Below are 16,361 nucleotides of genomic sequence, written 5' to 3' on the forward strand. Positions count from 1 at the left end.
GTACTGAATAACCTTATATTTGAGATATGAACAAAAAGCGCATGATTGCGGGCGCCCTGCTCGCGGTTGCCGCATATTGTCCCGCTAAAGTGCGGGCACAGTCCGGCAGCCCTGTAATGACGGTACAGGCTGGAAAGGTAGTTTCGACTGTAGAACCCACCATGTGGGGCGTCTTTTTCGAAGACATTAATATGGGGGCCGATGGTGGTCTTTATGCCGAAATGGTAAAGAACCGCTCTTTCGAATTTTACCAGCCACTGATGGGTTGGGAAGTGCGGCAGTCGCCCGTTAAAGAAGGTGCAGTGCTGGTGCAGAACAGGCAGGAAAAAAGTGCCGCGAATCCCCGTTTTATCCGCATAACCCGCGAAGCTAATACCCAGACTTTAGGAATGGTGAATGAGGGCTTCAGGGGCATGGGCATTAAGAAGGGCTTGCGCTACGATTTTTCGGTGATGTACCGCCAACATAAACCTGGCCTCAAACTGCGGCTGGAACTGGTGAGTGCTGCGGGGAAAATCATTGGCAACAGCGCACTTGATTTAAAAGAAACCGGCGACGGCTGGCATAAAGCGAATGTAAGTTTTAACGCCACCGATAGTACCATGCGTGGCAAACTGGCGGTTTGGTTCGATGGTGCCGGTTCTGTAGATCTCGATATGATCTCCCTTTTTCCTTCAGATACCTGGAAGGGCCGGCCCGGCGGTATGCGTGCCGATATGGTGCAGCTACTGGCCGATATGAAACCCGGTTTTATCCGGTTCCCGGGCGGATGTATTGTGGAGGGCCACGACCTTTCTGTACGTTACCAATGGAAAAAAACCATTGGCCCGATAGAAGACCGTCACCTGATCGTTAACCGCTGGAATACCGAGTTTGCACATCGTCCAACCCCCGATTATTACCAGACGTTCGGGCTTGGCTTCTTTGAATACTTCCAGATGGCGGAAGATATTGGTGCAGCACCACTACCTATCCTTAACTGTGGTATGGCCTGCCAGTTTAACACCGCGGAGGTAGTGCCGCTCGATCAGTTAGATCCTTATATACAGGACGCCCTCGACCTTATAGAGTTTGCCAACGGCGACGTGGCTACGAAGTGGGGCGGCATCCGTGCTTCTATGGGTCACCCTGCTCCGTTTAATTTGACGATGATGGGCGTGGGTAATGAAAACTGGGGTCCCCAGTACATCGAACGTTTAAAACTGTTCCGGGATGCAATAAAGGCAAAGTACCCGGATTTTAAGATCATCGCAAGCGCAGGCACTAATCCTAACGGCGAACGCTTCGATTATCTCGATAAAGAACTGCGCGCTATGAAAGCTGACATTATTGACGAACATTATTACAGTCCGCCTTCCTGGTTCCTGGACAATGCCGGCCGTTATGATAATTACGACCGCAACGCTTCCAAGATTTTCGCGGGTGAGTATGCCGCCCAAAGCGATAGAGTAGTAAGTATCCATAACCGCAACATCTTAAAAACAGCGATCGCCGAAGCCGCGTTTATGACCGGGCTGGAACGTAATGCGGGCGTAGTGGTAATGGCCTCTTACGCACCGTTGTTCGCCCACACCGACGGCTGGCAGTGGACGCCCGACCTTATCTGGGTAAACAACCTGCAGTCGTACGGCACGCCCGACTATTACGTGCAAAAGATGTTCTCTACCAATAAAGGCACGCACGTGGTGCCCATTTTGCGGAACGGTAATACCATTAAAGGGCAGGACAGCCTGTACGCCTCTGCTGTTATCGACAAACCGGCGAAAACATTGTTGCTCAAAGTGGTGAACGCCTCTTCTGTAGCGGTAAAACAAAAGATCGCGCTGGAAGGTGTGAGCGTAGCTGTCAGCAATGCCGAGGTAGCTACACTTAAAAGCCCGTCCCTGCAGGACATGAACAGTTTCAACGCCCCGCAGCTGGTAGCGCCTGTAACATCGGCTGTTAAGCTAAAAGGCAAACAGCTGGATGTAGAACTGCCACCAAACTCGTTCTCCGTATATCGGGTAACTATTAAATAAAATAAAGTAAGGAAAGAAAAGACGGGCGTCCCAGTTTTGGGACGCCTTTTTTCGGCCATCCTATATCGATCCTTTATCGATCCTATATCCGTTTTCGCTGAAACCCGCGCTGGTGGTGATGGGCATTATAGGATCGATATAGGATCGATATACCTTCGCCATGCTGATCCTATTGCTGTTGGTTCGAGTGGCTTGATAAGCAGCATCTTTTGTATGGTGATTAAGTGAATTATGGTGGAGATGCCTTCTGGTGGAGGGTTACAGGCGATCAGGAGGGCATTCGTCCCAACTTTCGCTAAGCTTCGTCCCAAGGTTTATGAAGCTTCAAATCATTTCGCCTTCATTCGCCTGTTGGCGGGTGTAACTTCGTTTCGTTAACGGCAAAAGGTCGTTTTCGAAGTTCTTTGACATATTGGTTTTTAAATAAAGAGGGGGCTAAAAAAGCAATCGGGTGCCCCATATTGATGGAACACCCGCTCACTATATTTAAAAGAAGGTTACGGACGGATTTTGCCGGTCACTAGTATCTTGGCAATACGTAACTGGTCCATGGCAGTTACTTTTAACTGCAGGTTGCCCAGTTTTACGGTGTCGCCGATGTCGGGTATTTTACCCAGCTTTTCGAGGATAAAGCCACCGAGGGTAACATAACCACCGGTTAATTTGGCTTTAGCCGGATCGATAGTGACATGCAGCAGTTCCAGGAATTCGATGAAGGGCATTTGTGCATCTACGAGCATGCTGCCATCTTCGTATTTCACCACTTCGTATTCAAACTCGTTGGTTTCCGATGAAATATTGCCTACCAGCGCGTCCACGATGTCGTTAATGGTCACCAGACCTTTAATGCTGCCAAATTCGTCTACTACCATCGCCTGGTAAACCTTCTCCTTCTGGAAAAGTTCGAGTATCTGGTAAGTGCGGTTATACTGCGTAACCACCAGCATTTTTTTGCTGATCGCTTTCAGGTCCTTGAACTTCTCCGCAAGGTTTTCGCTGATCAGATCTTTGGAATATACGAATGCGAAAGAGGCGTCGATATCATCGGTGGCCAGTGGATAGATCGTATGTTTGCGCGTAAGTACTTTTTGCATATTCACATCAGGCGCATCGTTCACATCCAGCCAAACGATCTCGTTCCTCGGTGTCATCAGCGACTGTACATGGCGGTCGGCCAGGTTAAATACGTTTTGGATGAGTGATTTTTCCGTTTCTTCAATTACACCGCCCTGGTGACTTTCAGAGATGATGACCCGCAGTTCTTCTTCCGAATGTATATCCCCATGCTCGCCGGCGGGTTTTATACCGATGGCTTTCAGGATGAAGTTGGCAAAGCTGTTTAATATCCAGATGAAGGGGCGGAACACGATGAAGAAAATTTTCAGGGGTAACGCCACTGCAAAGGTGGTAGCCACCGGTTTGCGAATGGCCAGCGATTTGGGCGCAAGTTCTCCGAAAACGATGTGTAATATGGTGATCACGATGAATGCCACCGGCAAAGCAGCTTTATGGGCAACTTCCGGCGTCAGGTTCATGTTGAGGAAGTTGAACAGGTCCATAATAAGTACCGTCATTACATCTTCACCCACCCAGCCTAAGCCCAGCGAAGCCAGCGTAATACCCAGTTGCGTAGCGGCCAGGTAACCGTCCAGGTTGTTTACAATACTTTTGGCAATGCCGGTAACCGCATTGCTTCGACCAGTGTTTACCTCAATTTGAGAAGTACGCACCTTTACGATCGCGAACTCCGCCGCTACAAAAAATCCATTCAGTATTACAAGGAAAAGTGTTAGAAGTATGTCCCAGGTCATTTTAAATTAGTTCGTTAGAAGACAGCAAAAATAATAATATATTCCGATACGCCGGTTTTATGTTAAGCCTGTATACAACTACAAAGCAAATGCCATCGCTTACAGCTGCGTATGGTAAGGAATTACGCCGTTTTTTTCTAAATTGGCATCTACAACCAACCGATATACATGAAATACGTTAGCCTGGTGTTGCTTATCGCCTTATCAGCCTGTTCTCCAAAAACTTATCGTACAGGCGATTATTCCTATTACCGTAAACAATTTCGCCTGGCAGACAGTTCATTCTTACGTACCGATGGTGTGTATATTGCCGCCGCCGTGTGGACAGATGATAATCCCACCCTGCGTGCGCCGAAGGAAAAGAAGATACTGCAGTTTTTCCCTGGCGGGCAAACCAACCTGTTTCTCGATATGGGCGACAGCCTTAAAACCGAAGCGGACTTTATCGGTAAAATAGCAGCAAGGCATAAAGAACAGGGAGCAACGCTGTTTGAAGGGTATTACCGGATCGAAGGTGATCGTATAGCTATTCAACGCGTAAATAACCCTTTGCGGCAGTTTAACTATGCCTTCGGTCACATTGCACAAGACAGTATCGTGATCCTGAAAGGTGGTATTGAGGGCAGGCAACCGTTCGCAGATAAAAACTATCCCGGTATCTATAAAGAATATTACATTTTTATGCCGCTGGATACGGCGGAATTACATAAGTACCCGGCTTACTGGTAACCGTTGGTGAGCAGTTTTAGCACATGTTTGTAGTTTTTACCCAGGGGTAACTCTTTCCCGTTTTTTAATTTGATGATGTTGCCCTGAATGTACTGCACGTACTTACGGTGCAGGATAAACGATTTGTGGATACGGATAAAGGCATCTGCAGGCAGTTGTTCTTCAAAGCTGCTGAGCGTGCGTGGTGTAAGCAAAAAGGTGGCGCCTTCCCAAATCTTCACATAATTACCCAGACTTTCCAGGTAGTGAACAGCTTCGAGATCGAGCAGGATGAGTTTTTTGTCTGATTTGATGTAGATCTGTGCAGGTGGTGCCGGTTCAGCGTGCGGCAATGTGCCGGGCGTTGGTTGCTGAAGTGTATGCTGCGTCAGTGCGCGGTTTACAGCTTTCAGGAAACGTTCGAAGCGGAAGGGTTTTAGCAGATAATCGCAAACATCGAGGTCGTAGCTTTCGAGGGCATGTTCTTCGTAGGCAGAAGTAATGATCACGATTGGCGGGTGTTTCAGTGTGCGAAGTAATTCGAGGCCGCTTAGTTTAGGCATGCGGATGTCCAGGAAAATAAGATCGACGGAATGTTTGCTGAGGAAGTCGAGTGCTTCTGCCGCGCGGTAACATTGTCCGGCCAGTTTGAGAAAAGGCACGTCCTCCATATACCGCAGGATAATATCATGGGCCAGTGGTTCATCGTCAACGATAAGACAGCGCATACTCATAATTCCAGTTGCAATTCGGCTTTAAATGTATGATTTTTAATGGTAGTGCGCAGCTCGTGGCGACCCGGATAAAGTAGTTCCAGGCGCTTCCGCAGGTTGCTGAGCCCTATGCCTGGCGTTTCATGCCCTTCTTCAAAAGAGTTTTCACAGCAGAAATACAACCGGCGTTCGCTGCATTGCAGGCTTATCCTGAGTAACGCCGCATCTTCCGCATTCTCAATCCCATGTTTAAATGCGTTTTCCACGAAAACGATCAGTAACATGGGTGGTATCAGTTGCTCTTCATCCTGGGTAAGTATATCAAAAGTAATATCTGCCGTGTTTTTTAACCGTATTTGTTGCAGTTGTATATAGTCCTGCACATACTTTATTTCTTCCCTGATGGCAACGGCTGGTAACTGACCTTTGTAGATGGTGTACCGCATCAGCTCCGACAGTTGCAGTATGCTTTCAGATGTTTGCGCCGACTGTTGCATGCTCAGGGCGTAAAGGTTGTTGAGCGTATTAAAGAAGAAATGAGGATTGATTTGCTGCTTCAGCAAATCCAGTTCGGTGCGGGCTTTTTCTTTTTCCAGTGATAAGATGCGGTTGTTTTGCCGTGCGTACTGTAATGCCAGCACAATAGGAAGGCTTAGCAGGATAATGAATATCCCCGCTGCTGCATTTTCGAGTCGCAGGGGATTGCTGGGGAATATTTGCCCGAAAGTACGATTGAGTGGCAGCAGGATGACGAGCTGGGCCAGCAGAGGGGCGAGGAATGCCACCACTGCCATACCCGACAGCAGGTAGATCAGTATTCCTTTCTGCTTCAGGATAATAGGCACAAGGTACCTGCTGTTGATGAAGAAGAACGCATATCCGCACAGGTACATCAATATAAACTGCAGGCAGAAAACCAGGAAGGTGCCGAAGTTCCGAACCACTTTGATTATACTGAATTCAAACCCGATCAACAACTGGCCGCCGCTATTATAGGCCGGATCATCCATACTGGAAACTGCCATCGCCGAAAGTGCTACGGCAATAATCCCGATGGTGATCAATACAGCGTGTTCCAGTCCGGGTTGCCGCAGCCAGCCGCTGTTCCGGGCACGTTGCCTGTAAAACACATCCAGCATGAACAGCAGTTCCAGTACGATGGCGGTGGCGCCCATGCCCACAATTAATTCCGGATCAGCGTTCAGCGCCAGGCAAATATAACTGGTGAGCGGGAGCGCTAACAGGAAAGTGAGCGGACGAAAGAGCCGCGGTTTGTGATGGCTGAACCAACTGAAGGCCAACACGGGCCACAGTTGCAGGCAGCCGAAAAGGAACGCCTGGAAATAAACATCCCAGCCACCTTCAGGCTGCGTGAAAAGCAAACAACCCCACAACAGCAAGCCTGCATATATCCAGAAATAGATGCGCGACATCTTAAACATCACTAAAAAAACACCGAATCTGTGTGTCTGACAAATTTTAATGACGAAAGCAGCTCTTTTCGTGATGTAGGTAAAAAATGACGGTTGAAGGTGATGGGCGGGCGTTCATCATTGGGTTGGTCACCTTCTTCATTTTAAGTTGATGCTTTTTTTCCTTGCCCGCAACTTTGCAGCAAATCAGTAAACCTATGTACCGCTTACAGGTAAAAGATCTTACAAAAAGTTATGGCAACATCACCGCGCTCCGCGGCATTAACCTCGAGCTGAGTAATGGTATGTTTGGACTACTGGGACCCAATGGTGCCGGTAAATCAACGTTAATGCGTACCCTCGCCACTTTGCAGTTACCCGATAGCGGTACCATTCTTTTCGATGGTAAAGATGTGATGAGTGATCCACAGTCGCTACGACTGCAACTGGGTTACCTGCCGCAGGACTTTGGTGTTTACCCGCGTATATCTGCTATGGCTTTACTCGATCACCTGGCTGTGCTGAAAGGCCTGACCAGCAAAGCAGAACGGAAAGAGCAGGTGGCAGCCCTGTTGCAGCAAACTAATCTCTACCAGGTAAGAAAACAAGCCGTTAGTACTTTTTCAGGTGGCATGCGGCAGCGTTTCGGTATAGCGCAGGCACTGTTAGGTAACCCACAGCTAATTATTGTAGATGAACCCACGGCAGGTCTCGATCCGCTGGAACGTAACCGCTTCCACGATCTGCTAAGCGAAATAGGCGAGCAGATCGTAGTTGTATTGTCTACGCACATCGTAGAAGATGTACACGATCTGTGTCCGGCCATGGCTATACTGGCACACGGCCGCATTGTGTTGCAGGGTAGCCCCGCTAACCTTACCCGGTCGCTGCAGGACAGGGTATGGCGCAGGGTGGTAGATAAATCTTCGGCGCAGCATTACCTGTCGTATCTGAATGTTATTTCAACAAGGCGTGTTGCGGGCAATGTTCAGCTGCATGTATTATCCGACCAGCAGCCGGGCGAGGACTTTGAGCGATGCCAGCCTGATTTGGAAGATGTTTACTTTTCGGCAATAGAAGGGCAAAAGGAGGGTAGCATATGTTGAGTTTCGAATTAAAGTATTACTGGTCGCAGCTAACATTTAAGCTGGCCGGACTACTGTTCTTCGTGTTAGGCTGCGTGTGTGTACATGGCGGCTTTGGCGGCCCGGATGTACATTCCAACGGGCCTTATGTAATTTCGGTGGTACTCGGACTGTTATCGCTGTTCACGATTTTTGTGAGTATTGTTTTTTGTGCTGTCGTGGTGTTAAGAGACAGTACCTGGAAGATGGAGGAAGTACTGTACGCCACTGCCATCAGACGTTCAGCTTACTTTGTTACACGTTTTTCAGGGCTGCTACTGGCTGCTTTCGTGGTAATGGTGTTAGCGCTTGCGGGTATGATGCTCGGCAGTTCAATGATGGACAATAACGGCCCGTTTCGCGTTTGTTGGCACCTGCATCCGTTATTTGTATTCGCGCTGCCGAATGTATTGTTTACGTGTGCTGTTATTTTTTGTACGGCGGTTCTTACGCGAAGCACAAAGGCTGTATATGCTGCCGGTGTATTATTGTTCATCCTCTATCTTACCTCTTCCATTCTCGGTAATTCGCCGATGATGGCAGGTTCGGCGCTTAAGACCGATCATGCGTCTTTGTTACCTTATCTCACCGACCCTTTTGCCCTCTCTGTGCTTTTTGGTGAAACCAGGCAGTGGACGGATGTGCAGCGGAATTCGGAAGTTTTGCCCTTAAATGGCATCCTGTTATGGAACCGTTTGTTATGGGGCGGGGTTTCTGCGTTACTGCTATTGGTTACCTACCGCATATTTCGTTTCCGCCTGGCGGAGAAGCTACGACAGAAGTTGCCGGGTACGGTTATCCGCGATATAATTCCCTACCAGCGTTTTGCCGTGAAGCCGCGTTTCCTGTATTCGTTTACATCTCAACTGAAACTGGAGGTCAGGTCTGTTTTTTTACATATTCCTTTTGTGCTGCTGTTAGTGTTATGGGTATTCCTGTACGGCGTAGAGCTTTATGAAGGTGTGTTTCGCGGGCCTTACGGGATAACGTTTTACCCGTTAACCGGGATACTGGTGGAGGAATTACGGACGGTAAGGCCGGCCATGCTGTTGATCATTTTTTACACGGCCGAAGTGCTGGCCCGTGAAAGAGCATCGAACATGCAGGGCATAATTTACAGTACCCCGGTTTCGAATGGTGTGATGTGGAGTGCCAAAAGTTGTAGTCTTTTCTTACTGGTATTTACGCTGGTAACGCTGAATGTAATGATGGGCGTGGTATTGCAACTGGCTAACAATACTGCGCAGATGGATGTAGCGGCTTATCTGAGTCTCTACTATTATAGCGCTTTGCCTTTGTGCCTCTACGTACTTCTTGCCATATTCATTCAAAGTCTGATACCGAATAAATACCTCGCGATGTTATGTAACCTCATCATTGCCGGCATTATCATTTTCAGTAAAAAAATAGGGATAGAGCATTACCTGCTACGATTTGCTACTGTGCCGGAAATGCAATATTCAGACTTTAACGGGTTTGGTCATTATGCGAAAGCATTTAACTGGTACATGCTTTACTGGACGCTATTATCGGTAGCACTTTCGCTGCTTGGCATCAGCATCTGGATAAAGGAAAGGAAAATTCCCATTAGTAAGTGGCTGTTCCCGTTGCTGGTGGCCTGGATGGTTACCGGGGCGTTTATCTTTTATAAATCGAATATAGAAGGGGATTATAAAAGCCGGAAAGCTGCTGAAGAATGGCAGTTGCAGTATGAGGGAAAATATAAATCATTAGAGAACCAGCCACAACCGACCATTAAGGCGGTTGCCACAAAGGTTGATTTATATCCATCAGAGAATAGATACAGCGTGAGTGGTAGTTACAGGATAATGAACGAATCGGCTGTTGTCATTCATTCGCTATGGATCAGCATCGATCCGGAAGTGACGACTGCGGTTATGGAGGGATGTACGATGCAACAGGAAGATGGAAAATTCCGTCAATATCGCTACAAGTTGCCGAAACCGCTACAGCCCGGCGAAGAAACAATACTGAAGTTTAATATGCAGACAGTGCGTTCGGGCTTTACGCCGTTTAATAGCGAACACGCTGTAGTGAGCAACGGTACTTATATCGAACTGGAAAAATACCTGCCACATATCGGCTACAATAACCGGTACGAAAACGGCGATAAAGTTGCGCGACGTAAGTTTGGTTTGCCTGCACAAACAGAAAAAATCGATAGCCTGTATCATTTCATCGATTACGAAACCGTAGTTAGTACGGAAGGAGATCAACAGGTGGTGACAGTGGGTGATCTGCAAGGCTCCTGGAAGAAAGATGGCAGACGTTATTATCACTATAAAACGGCATCGCCGGTACGCTTTATGCTGGCGCTCAGTTCGGCCAGGTATGCCGTAAAATCCGAGTGGTACAATGGGGTAGCACTTACCATTTATCATCATCCCAATCAAACCAAAAATCTGGCAGGTATGATGATGGCAATGAAAGATGCGTTGGATTATGGGGACAGTCAGTATAGCCGGTATCCTTACAGGCATTACAGGCTGGTGGCCATTCCGCAATATCGTGGTGCTGCTACAGCTTATCCTGGCGTAGTATTCAGTGGTGAACGTATCAACTTTCTTGGTAATTACAGCGATAGTAGTACGGTAAACCAGGCGTACGCCATTACTGCTCATGAAACGGCACACCAATGGTTCGCATACCTGCTGGGGCCGGAGAACGGTGCAGGGGCAGCTTTCCTTACAGAGTCGCTGGCACAGTATACAGAGGCAATGGTATTGGAGAAGCGTTTTGGGAAAGATAAAGTTGGCAAACACCTGCTGACTGATAATCAACTGTATTTCGGTATGCGTACAGCGGATGAGTTGCCGCTTGCCTACACTTACAACCAAGCATACGTGCATTATCAGAAGGGCACCGTGGTGATGTACGCATTGAAGGAAGCTTTTGGGGAAGATACGCTGAACGGGGTATTGCGCCAGTTATTAGCACAGCATGCCTATCCTCATATAAAGGCCAACCCCGATGCCCTGGTGCAAATGCTGACTGCAAAGGCGAATCCGTGGCAGCAGAAAGTAGTACACGAAGAGCTACAACGGGTCATCATTTATTCAGCGGGCGCCCGGCTCCTTTCCTGTAAACCTGTCGGCGGACAGCAGTTTAAAGCCACTATTGCGCTTAGTGTTCGAAAGAGAGATATACGAACAGGAAAAGAACTGGTGCCCGACGATAACCTGGAAATTGCCCTGTATGCCGGTGGCGAACGATGTTATTTAAAAAAGCACCAGGTCACATCAACCGAAACGGTGTTGGACCTGGTGCTTAGCAGAAGCGTGGATGCGGTGGAGATAGATCCTTACGGATACATCCTCAACGATAAACGTTTTTAAAGTGAATTGAGAACTGTCCTGGCCTTTTGCAGCATTTCTGCTGCGGTTTCTTTAGCCAGTGCGCCCAACTCAAATTGTTGAACGGTTTTATTCAGTTGTTCCAACTGTGAAGCATTGATAACACCGGCGCGCAGTATCCTGATCTTCTCATAATCCTGCAAACCTTCGATCAGTTTCTCGAAGCGGATGGAGCTGCCTGCGTTCGGATAAACGAAATAAGTATCGCCCGCCGACCATGTGCCGAAGCGTGAATCGGTCATTGGGTTGGCCGGCCAGCAGTTGTAAGCCCAGCGCAGATAGCCGTTGAAGCCTTTGTTGGCAGCAAACCAGCCCATCCAGGTTGATTCTGCAGGAGGGGAGAAGGTGAACGTATTAGGACGGGCTTCTACACAACAGGTGTAAAAGGTAGTAGGCAGCGATGCTTTCAGCCGCTTTTCCATGATGTCTGCCTCAAATATTTCAGCGGCTGATATGCAATAGTCGTAAATATCTTCGCCTAATTCGCGATGATAGGTACCGGCCAGCGAGATCTTGAAATCCTTGTCGGCCGACTTCACCAGCGCTACTACCTTCAGCATATCCGCCAGCGGACGTTCGTCCATAGCGATGGCTGTTTTGTGGTACCAGTTCTTTTGTTTCAGGTGTTGGGCGAAATTTTGCAGCATAGGGCGCCAGTGTGCATTGTATTCGGGCGTACCGGTTTGAGCCACCAGTACTGTATCCCTGCCAGCGGCTTCATCGTAATAATAGAACCGGTTGTTCCAGGGCACCATCGAATAACAGTTGATCAACTTATCAATCCCTATCGACATCATGTAAGACACCCACTGATCAAATATGGTATAGTCATAAGCCCAGCTGCCATCTTTCTTTTTAGTCCATTTGATCATCGACTGGTAAATGTCGTAGGTCTGACTACGCCACGGATCGTGGATCATACTCACCGTGATCGTTTTTTGTCCGGCGTCGGCCAGCATTTTCATGTACGGCGTTGCTGCCTTGAAAAAGGCCGGCGTCATGGGTTTTACATTATGCACCCTGGCAATGGAATACGGGTTTTGCCAGAGGTCGAGGTGAAACTGCCATTTGGAAGGTTCGGGCAAAACGTGATCCTTCACCTTAATGTTTAAGGTGAGAGGATACGCTTTCCCATCGATCACAATAATAATATCGCTTTTATAATCACCGGTTTCAGCATGACGTGGTATGCGAACGCTAACCCATACAGGTTGTACAGTGTTTGCGGCGATTTTTTTTGTGTTGATACATTCAATACCATCTGCCACCCGGGAAGAGTCAAGCTGGTTGTTGGCCGGAATACCGCAACCGCTGCCAGCTTTGTTCAAACCATCGGTCCATACATAATGTACAAAGCCGGTTTTTGTTTCGAAGGCAAGGCTTTTACCATCGCTTTTGCGGAAGGTGCCCGTTTTTACGGAGGCTTTGGCTACGGGAGAACTGGTATAGATTACCAGTTGTGTATTTACTTTTTCGCCCTTCCAGCCTTCAAGTGTGTGCGTGGTTTGCTGCTGCGGAAGGTTCGTGGCATTGTAACGTACATCGGTGTTTCCAAAACCGGCCAGTTTTACCTGGGCAAAGCTGCTGATAGACAGCAGGCATAATAGTAATGTGTTCTTCATCAACGGAGAATAGATTTTAGCGTTTCGTTAATCCTGGATGGATACGAATCTACTGCTATTCCCGGATGTTTTTCTACCCAGCTTCGCTCCCAATAGAACCAATCGGGCAGGGTAGTGGGTTTGCCGGTTAAATTTCCTTCCAGGTGTGCAAAGTATATTGCCCAGCGTTCCCGGTAGAACGATTTCATCAGGCCGGCCCATTCTTTATAGGCATATTCATGCAGGTTGTCTTCCTTTTCATTATGGCCGCCCCAATAGGTGGTGAGCATCATCAGGTTCAACAGGTTATTCGTTTTTTCCAGCTTAGTATTGCCGGCATTAACTGCCTGTTTCTGGTAGGTAGGTAACCTGAAATAAGCATGCGCATTTAACAGGTCATTTTCCAGATCGCAGAGCTGCAGGAATTTGCCGGAAGAGAGTTTAAACGATGTCAGGTCTTTCGCATGATAATCGTTTACAAACTCCGCAAACACTTTATCGGCCCTGTTCGCCAATACCTGCCGGGCGAAGTTGATCAGGTCTGTTTTATACGTTTCGCTGCCCGTAAAGGCCGGCGCAGCTTTATAGAAATGTGTTACTGCTTTTACAAATACCGCGGTGTCGTATCCCTTCTTTAAATTCCCCCAACGGGATACCGATTTTATTTCCAGAGCAGGGCGCGCACAGAGTATATTTTCCGGCGGACCTTCCTGGTAACCGGGGTTGCCATACACTGTTTGCAGGAGTAACTGCCAGGCCGAGTCGATATGCGGGTTGGATTTGCCGTAACGGGCGGCGGTGTAATCCTTCAGCCATTTACTAACATCTAATTTTTCTTTGTGCCAGGCCAGTTCTAACAGCAATTCGTATACAACCGGGTTGTTGTTGATGCCTTCCGGCATAATGCCCACCCCTTTCATGTAATTGTTCTGGTTAGCCCTGTACACCTCGTCCGCAAACCTTTGTAATTTACCGTTAAGTCCCGGGCGTTCGCCGAAGTTGGTAACTGTACACCAGATAAAAGGCGTACCCTCGTACCCGTTACGGTCCTGCCAGTTCTGGGTGTTTTCGCCGAACAGTTCCTGCACCAGCAGCGACGATTTATCTACCTCGGATATCAATTGCTGCTTAGGGTTGTTCTGCCAGCCCTGTAACACCCATATAGCACCGGGAAAGTATTGTTGCATCACCTTTAGCACGCCCACACCGGCTTTGGCGAGGTCAACGCCTTCGGTAACGCCTCCTTCATGGAAAGGATCGCCGGAAAAGAAGCGGATGTCTTTACCGTAAGCCTTGCGGGTTTCGTCGTAAAAGATCCCTGCAATGCGTGCGAATGCTGTATCCGTGGGGTCAAGGATGTCTGGACGTGGAAAAGCGCCCCAGGTACCTTGGAGTATGATATGTGCTTTTGTTTTGGCAGCCAGCGATTTGGGCACCATGCCGAAGAAGGCAGGCATTACGGGTTCGATGCCGAGCAGCTTCATACGGGCGAGCATTTTTTGCACCAGTACTTTGCGGCTATCGATCTGGCTTTGTGGCATTGGGCCGCCCCAGCCTTCGATATTGCCCATCAGCCACCAGGCGTTAAAAGCCGGGCCTGTAATGAAACCTTCGATTTCTTTTGCACTAAAGCCCATGCGTTTCATCACATTCTGCCATACCACTTCCGTACCATTGGCCACCAGCATCATGTTTACACCATTTAGTGCCATCCAGTCCAGTTCATGCTCCCAGTCGGCCCAGGTATAAAAACTCATGGTGTAGTTGTAGGTGCAGTAGTTGAGTGCATGGCGGTAAATGGCCTGGCATTGTACCGTAACGGGTGTTTCCAGCTCCGGCAGTTTTGTTACAGGTGCGAGGTTGTCGCCCATGTGCGACATGCTGCGGTGGCAATAGTACCTGAGGTACCAGTTAAGGCCAACAGCTGCTGCATTGGGATTGTTGGCGCTTATCACCAGTTTATGCTGCTTGGTCTGTAACTGGAACGCGTCCGTTTTACTGTTCAGTGTTTCAAATACAATATGCTGTTGCAGCCAGGGTACGCGGCGTTTAACGAGTTGTTGTACGCCGGTAAAGTCTGCGGCAAAGCCCGCTGTAGGTAACAGCAGCAATAATATAATGAGTTTCTTCATGATCGATTTAAAGTTTTACAGCACCTGTATTGCCACCACCACGCAGGGAAAGATTTACCGGTTTATTGTTTTTCCATGAACCACCTGTAAAATCAGGCATGTCAACCGAATTGGAACGATGGTTTACCGACCAGGTGCTCAAAGGTGTAATGGCACTCCAGGTAGCCAGGTCGTACACATCAATGTCGAGTGGCAGCCCGTTTCGCAGGCAGTCGATCATACGCCAGTCCATGATGAAGTCCATACCACCATGGCCGCCTACGGCTTTCGCTACTTCGGCTACGTGCGTCACTACTTCAGGTGTATAAAGTGTTTCCAGCTCTTTTACTTTTGCTTCGCTCAGAAAACCTTCGTGACCGAATGCAATTTTGCCCGGCTCCGGATATTTCTGTACAAAACCTTTGGTGCCACTAAGCGCGTGGATACGGCTGTAGGGGCGGGGAGTAGAAACATCGTGCTGTATCATGATCGTTTTTCCCTTATTCGTTTTTACCACCGATGTATTCATGTTGCCGCGATAGTGTTTACCTGCAAACTGCTGGTAGTAGGGATCGCCGCCCGCCGCAAGTTTGTTGGCCAGTGCTTCCATCATAAAATCGTTCGACGACATCGAAGTAAGGTATTCCATTTTGTCGCCGCGGTTGATGTTCATTGCCTGGGCAACGGGGCCCAGGCCGTGCGTAGGATAGAGGTTGCCGTTTTTCAGGTTCTCTTTCCAGCGCCAGCCCGGGGCTTCATCTGGCGATCCTGGTTTGTGGAAGAAGCCATCGAGCAGTGTATGAATATAAGCGCCTTCGCCATGCACCAGTTCTCCCAATAAACCCTTCTGCGCCATGTTGATAGTCAGTGTTTCAAAAAAGTCGTAGCAGCAATTTTCCAGTTGCATACAGTGTTTCCTGGTGCGCTCCGATGTTTCCACCATCTGCCAGCACTCTTCAAGTGTAACAGCGCCCGGAACTTCCACCGCTACGTGTTTCCCGTGTTCCATAGCGTATATGGCAATTGGAGCGTGCCATTCCCATGGTGTAGCAATGTAGATGAGATCTATATCATCACGTTCGCACATTTTTTTATAAGCATTCACATCGCCGAAGTATTCAGCCGCCGCAGCGAATCCTTTTTCCTTCAATACCTGCTGGCTCTTTTTTACTGCCACTTCGCGGATGTCGCAAAGCGCTTTGATCTCCACGTTCCGGATATTGGTCATCCTGTGTACTGCCCAGCCACCGCGGTTGCCAATGCCTACATAACCAATACGAACGGTTGGTATTTTGGGAGCGGCATAACCGGTCATATTAAACAATTGCTTATGCTTTTTTGATTGCGAAAGGCTTTGCTGTACCGATTCGTTCAAAGCACCTGCAGAAGCATAGCCGAACATATTACCCAATAATAATCCACCCGTGCCGGCGGTGGCCCTTTTCAGAAAGCTGCGTCGGTTATTTATACTCATAAAAAAATTATTTAG

General features: G+C 48.3%; 10 protein-coding genes. 4 read left to right on the forward strand and 6 right to left on the reverse strand.

Annotated features, from left to right (window positions below; translation table 11 throughout):
* Nucleotides 1-26: 26 nt before the first annotated feature.
* Nucleotides 27-2,018: an alpha-L-arabinofuranosidase C-terminal domain-containing protein gene (locus QZT80_RS24900; RefSeq protein WP_295128839.1), complete on the forward strand. Its 1,992-nt coding sequence runs from the start codon at nt 27-29 to the stop codon at nt 2,016-2,018.
* Between the two features lie 497 nt (nt 2,019-2,515).
* Here the strand turns inward: QZT80_RS24900 and QZT80_RS24905 are convergent, their stop codons facing one another.
* On the reverse strand, nt 2,516-3,829 hold the full coding sequence (locus tag QZT80_RS24905; RefSeq protein ID WP_295128841.1) for a hemolysin family protein: 1,314 nt from the start codon (nt 3,827-3,829) through the stop codon (nt 2,516-2,518).
* A gap of 168 nt (nt 3,830-3,997) precedes the next feature.
* On the opposite strand from QZT80_RS24905, the gene QZT80_RS24910 reads away from it, so the two are divergent.
* Nucleotides 3,998-4,558 carry a hypothetical protein gene (locus tag QZT80_RS24910; protein ID WP_295128843.1) on the forward strand — a complete coding sequence of 187 codons (561 nt, stop codon included), beginning with the start codon at nt 3,998-4,000 and terminating at the stop codon, nt 4,556-4,558.
* On the opposite strand, the gene QZT80_RS24915 is transcribed toward QZT80_RS24910, so the two are convergent.
* Together QZT80_RS24915 and QZT80_RS24920 are read right to left on the reverse strand one after the other, a co-directional pair.
* Entirely contained in the window at nt 4,549-5,271 is a 723-nt protein-coding gene (locus QZT80_RS24915) for a LytTR family DNA-binding domain-containing protein (RefSeq protein WP_295128845.1), read from the reverse strand. The genes QZT80_RS24910 and QZT80_RS24915 overlap by 10 nt on opposite strands.
* Nucleotides 5,268-6,683, reverse strand: a complete 1,416-nt coding sequence (locus tag QZT80_RS24920) for a sensor histidine kinase (RefSeq protein WP_295128847.1) — start codon at nt 6,681-6,683, stop codon at nt 5,268-5,270. Before QZT80_RS24920 ends, QZT80_RS24915 begins: the two co-directional genes overlap by 4 nt.
* 197 nt (nt 6,684-6,880) lie before the next feature.
* On the opposite strand from QZT80_RS24920, the gene QZT80_RS24925 reads away from it, so the two are divergent.
* A complete protein-coding gene (locus tag QZT80_RS24925) occupies nt 6,881-7,768 on the forward strand; it encodes an ABC transporter ATP-binding protein (protein WP_295128848.1) in 888 nt (295 codons plus the stop codon).
* Nucleotides 7,762-11,142 carry a M1 family aminopeptidase gene (locus QZT80_RS24930; RefSeq protein WP_295128851.1) on the forward strand — a complete coding sequence of 1,127 codons (3,381 nt, stop codon included), beginning with the start codon at nt 7,762-7,764 and terminating at the stop codon, nt 11,140-11,142. Before QZT80_RS24925 ends, QZT80_RS24930 begins: the two co-directional genes overlap by 7 nt.
* On the opposite strand, the gene QZT80_RS24935 is transcribed toward QZT80_RS24930, so the two are convergent.
* The 3 genes from QZT80_RS24935 to QZT80_RS24945 are packed head-to-tail and all read right to left on the reverse strand — an operon-like array spanning nt 11,139 to nt 16,346.
* Nucleotides 11,139-12,782: a DUF4091 domain-containing protein gene (locus QZT80_RS24935; protein ID WP_295128852.1), complete on the reverse strand. Its 1,644-nt coding sequence runs from the start codon at nt 12,780-12,782 to the stop codon at nt 11,139-11,141. The two genes, QZT80_RS24930 and QZT80_RS24935, sit on opposite strands and share 4 nt — an antisense overlap.
* Complete coding sequence (locus tag QZT80_RS24940; protein WP_295128853.1) at nt 12,782-14,893, reverse strand: alpha-N-acetylglucosaminidase; 2,112 nt, start codon at nt 14,891-14,893, stop codon at nt 12,782-12,784. The genes QZT80_RS24935 and QZT80_RS24940 overlap by 1 nt, the downstream gene beginning before the upstream one ends.
* A 7-nt stretch (nt 14,894-14,900) precedes the next feature.
* The gene (locus QZT80_RS24945; protein WP_295128856.1) at nt 14,901-16,346 is read right to left on the reverse strand and encodes a Gfo/Idh/MocA family oxidoreductase; all 1,446 of its coding nucleotides are present in this window, start codon (nt 16,344-16,346) and stop codon (nt 14,901-14,903) included.
* Between the last annotated feature and the right edge of the window lie 15 nt (nt 16,347-16,361).

The sequence above is a fragment of the uncultured Chitinophaga sp. genome (assembly GCF_902168175.1).
In the GTDB taxonomy this organism is placed as follows: domain Bacteria; phylum Bacteroidota; class Bacteroidia; order Chitinophagales; family Chitinophagaceae; genus Chitinophaga.

What these genes read in the sequence shown, in the direction of transcription:
- QZT80_RS24900 (WP_295128839.1), top strand. Translation starts at nt 27, where the DNA reads ATGAACAAAAAGCGCATGATTGCGGGCGCCCTGCTCGCGGTTGCCGCA.
- QZT80_RS24905 (WP_295128841.1), bottom strand. Translation starts at nt 3,829, where the DNA reads ATGACCTGGGACATACTTCTAACACTTTTCCTTGTAATACTGAATGGA.
- QZT80_RS24910 (WP_295128843.1), top strand. Translation starts at nt 3,998, where the DNA reads ATGAAATACGTTAGCCTGGTGTTGCTTATCGCCTTATCAGCCTGTTCT.
- QZT80_RS24915 (WP_295128845.1), bottom strand. Translation starts at nt 5,271, where the DNA reads ATGAGTATGCGCTGTCTTATCGTTGACGATGAACCACTGGCCCATGAT.
- QZT80_RS24920 (WP_295128847.1), bottom strand. Translation starts at nt 6,683, where the DNA reads ATGTCGCGCATCTATTTCTGGATATATGCAGGCTTGCTGTTGTGGGGT.
- QZT80_RS24925 (WP_295128848.1), top strand. Translation starts at nt 6,881, where the DNA reads ATGTACCGCTTACAGGTAAAAGATCTTACAAAAAGTTATGGCAACATC.
- QZT80_RS24930 (WP_295128851.1), top strand. Translation starts at nt 7,762, where the DNA reads ATGTTGAGTTTCGAATTAAAGTATTACTGGTCGCAGCTAACATTTAAG.
- QZT80_RS24935 (WP_295128852.1), bottom strand. Translation starts at nt 12,782, where the DNA reads ATGAAGAACACATTACTATTATGCCTGCTGTCTATCAGCAGCTTTGCC.
- QZT80_RS24940 (WP_295128853.1), bottom strand. Translation starts at nt 14,893, where the DNA reads ATGAAGAAACTCATTATATTATTGCTGCTGTTACCTACAGCGGGCTTT.
- QZT80_RS24945 (WP_295128856.1), bottom strand. Translation starts at nt 16,346, where the DNA reads ATGAGTATAAATAACCGACGCAGCTTTCTGAAAAGGGCCACCGCCGGC.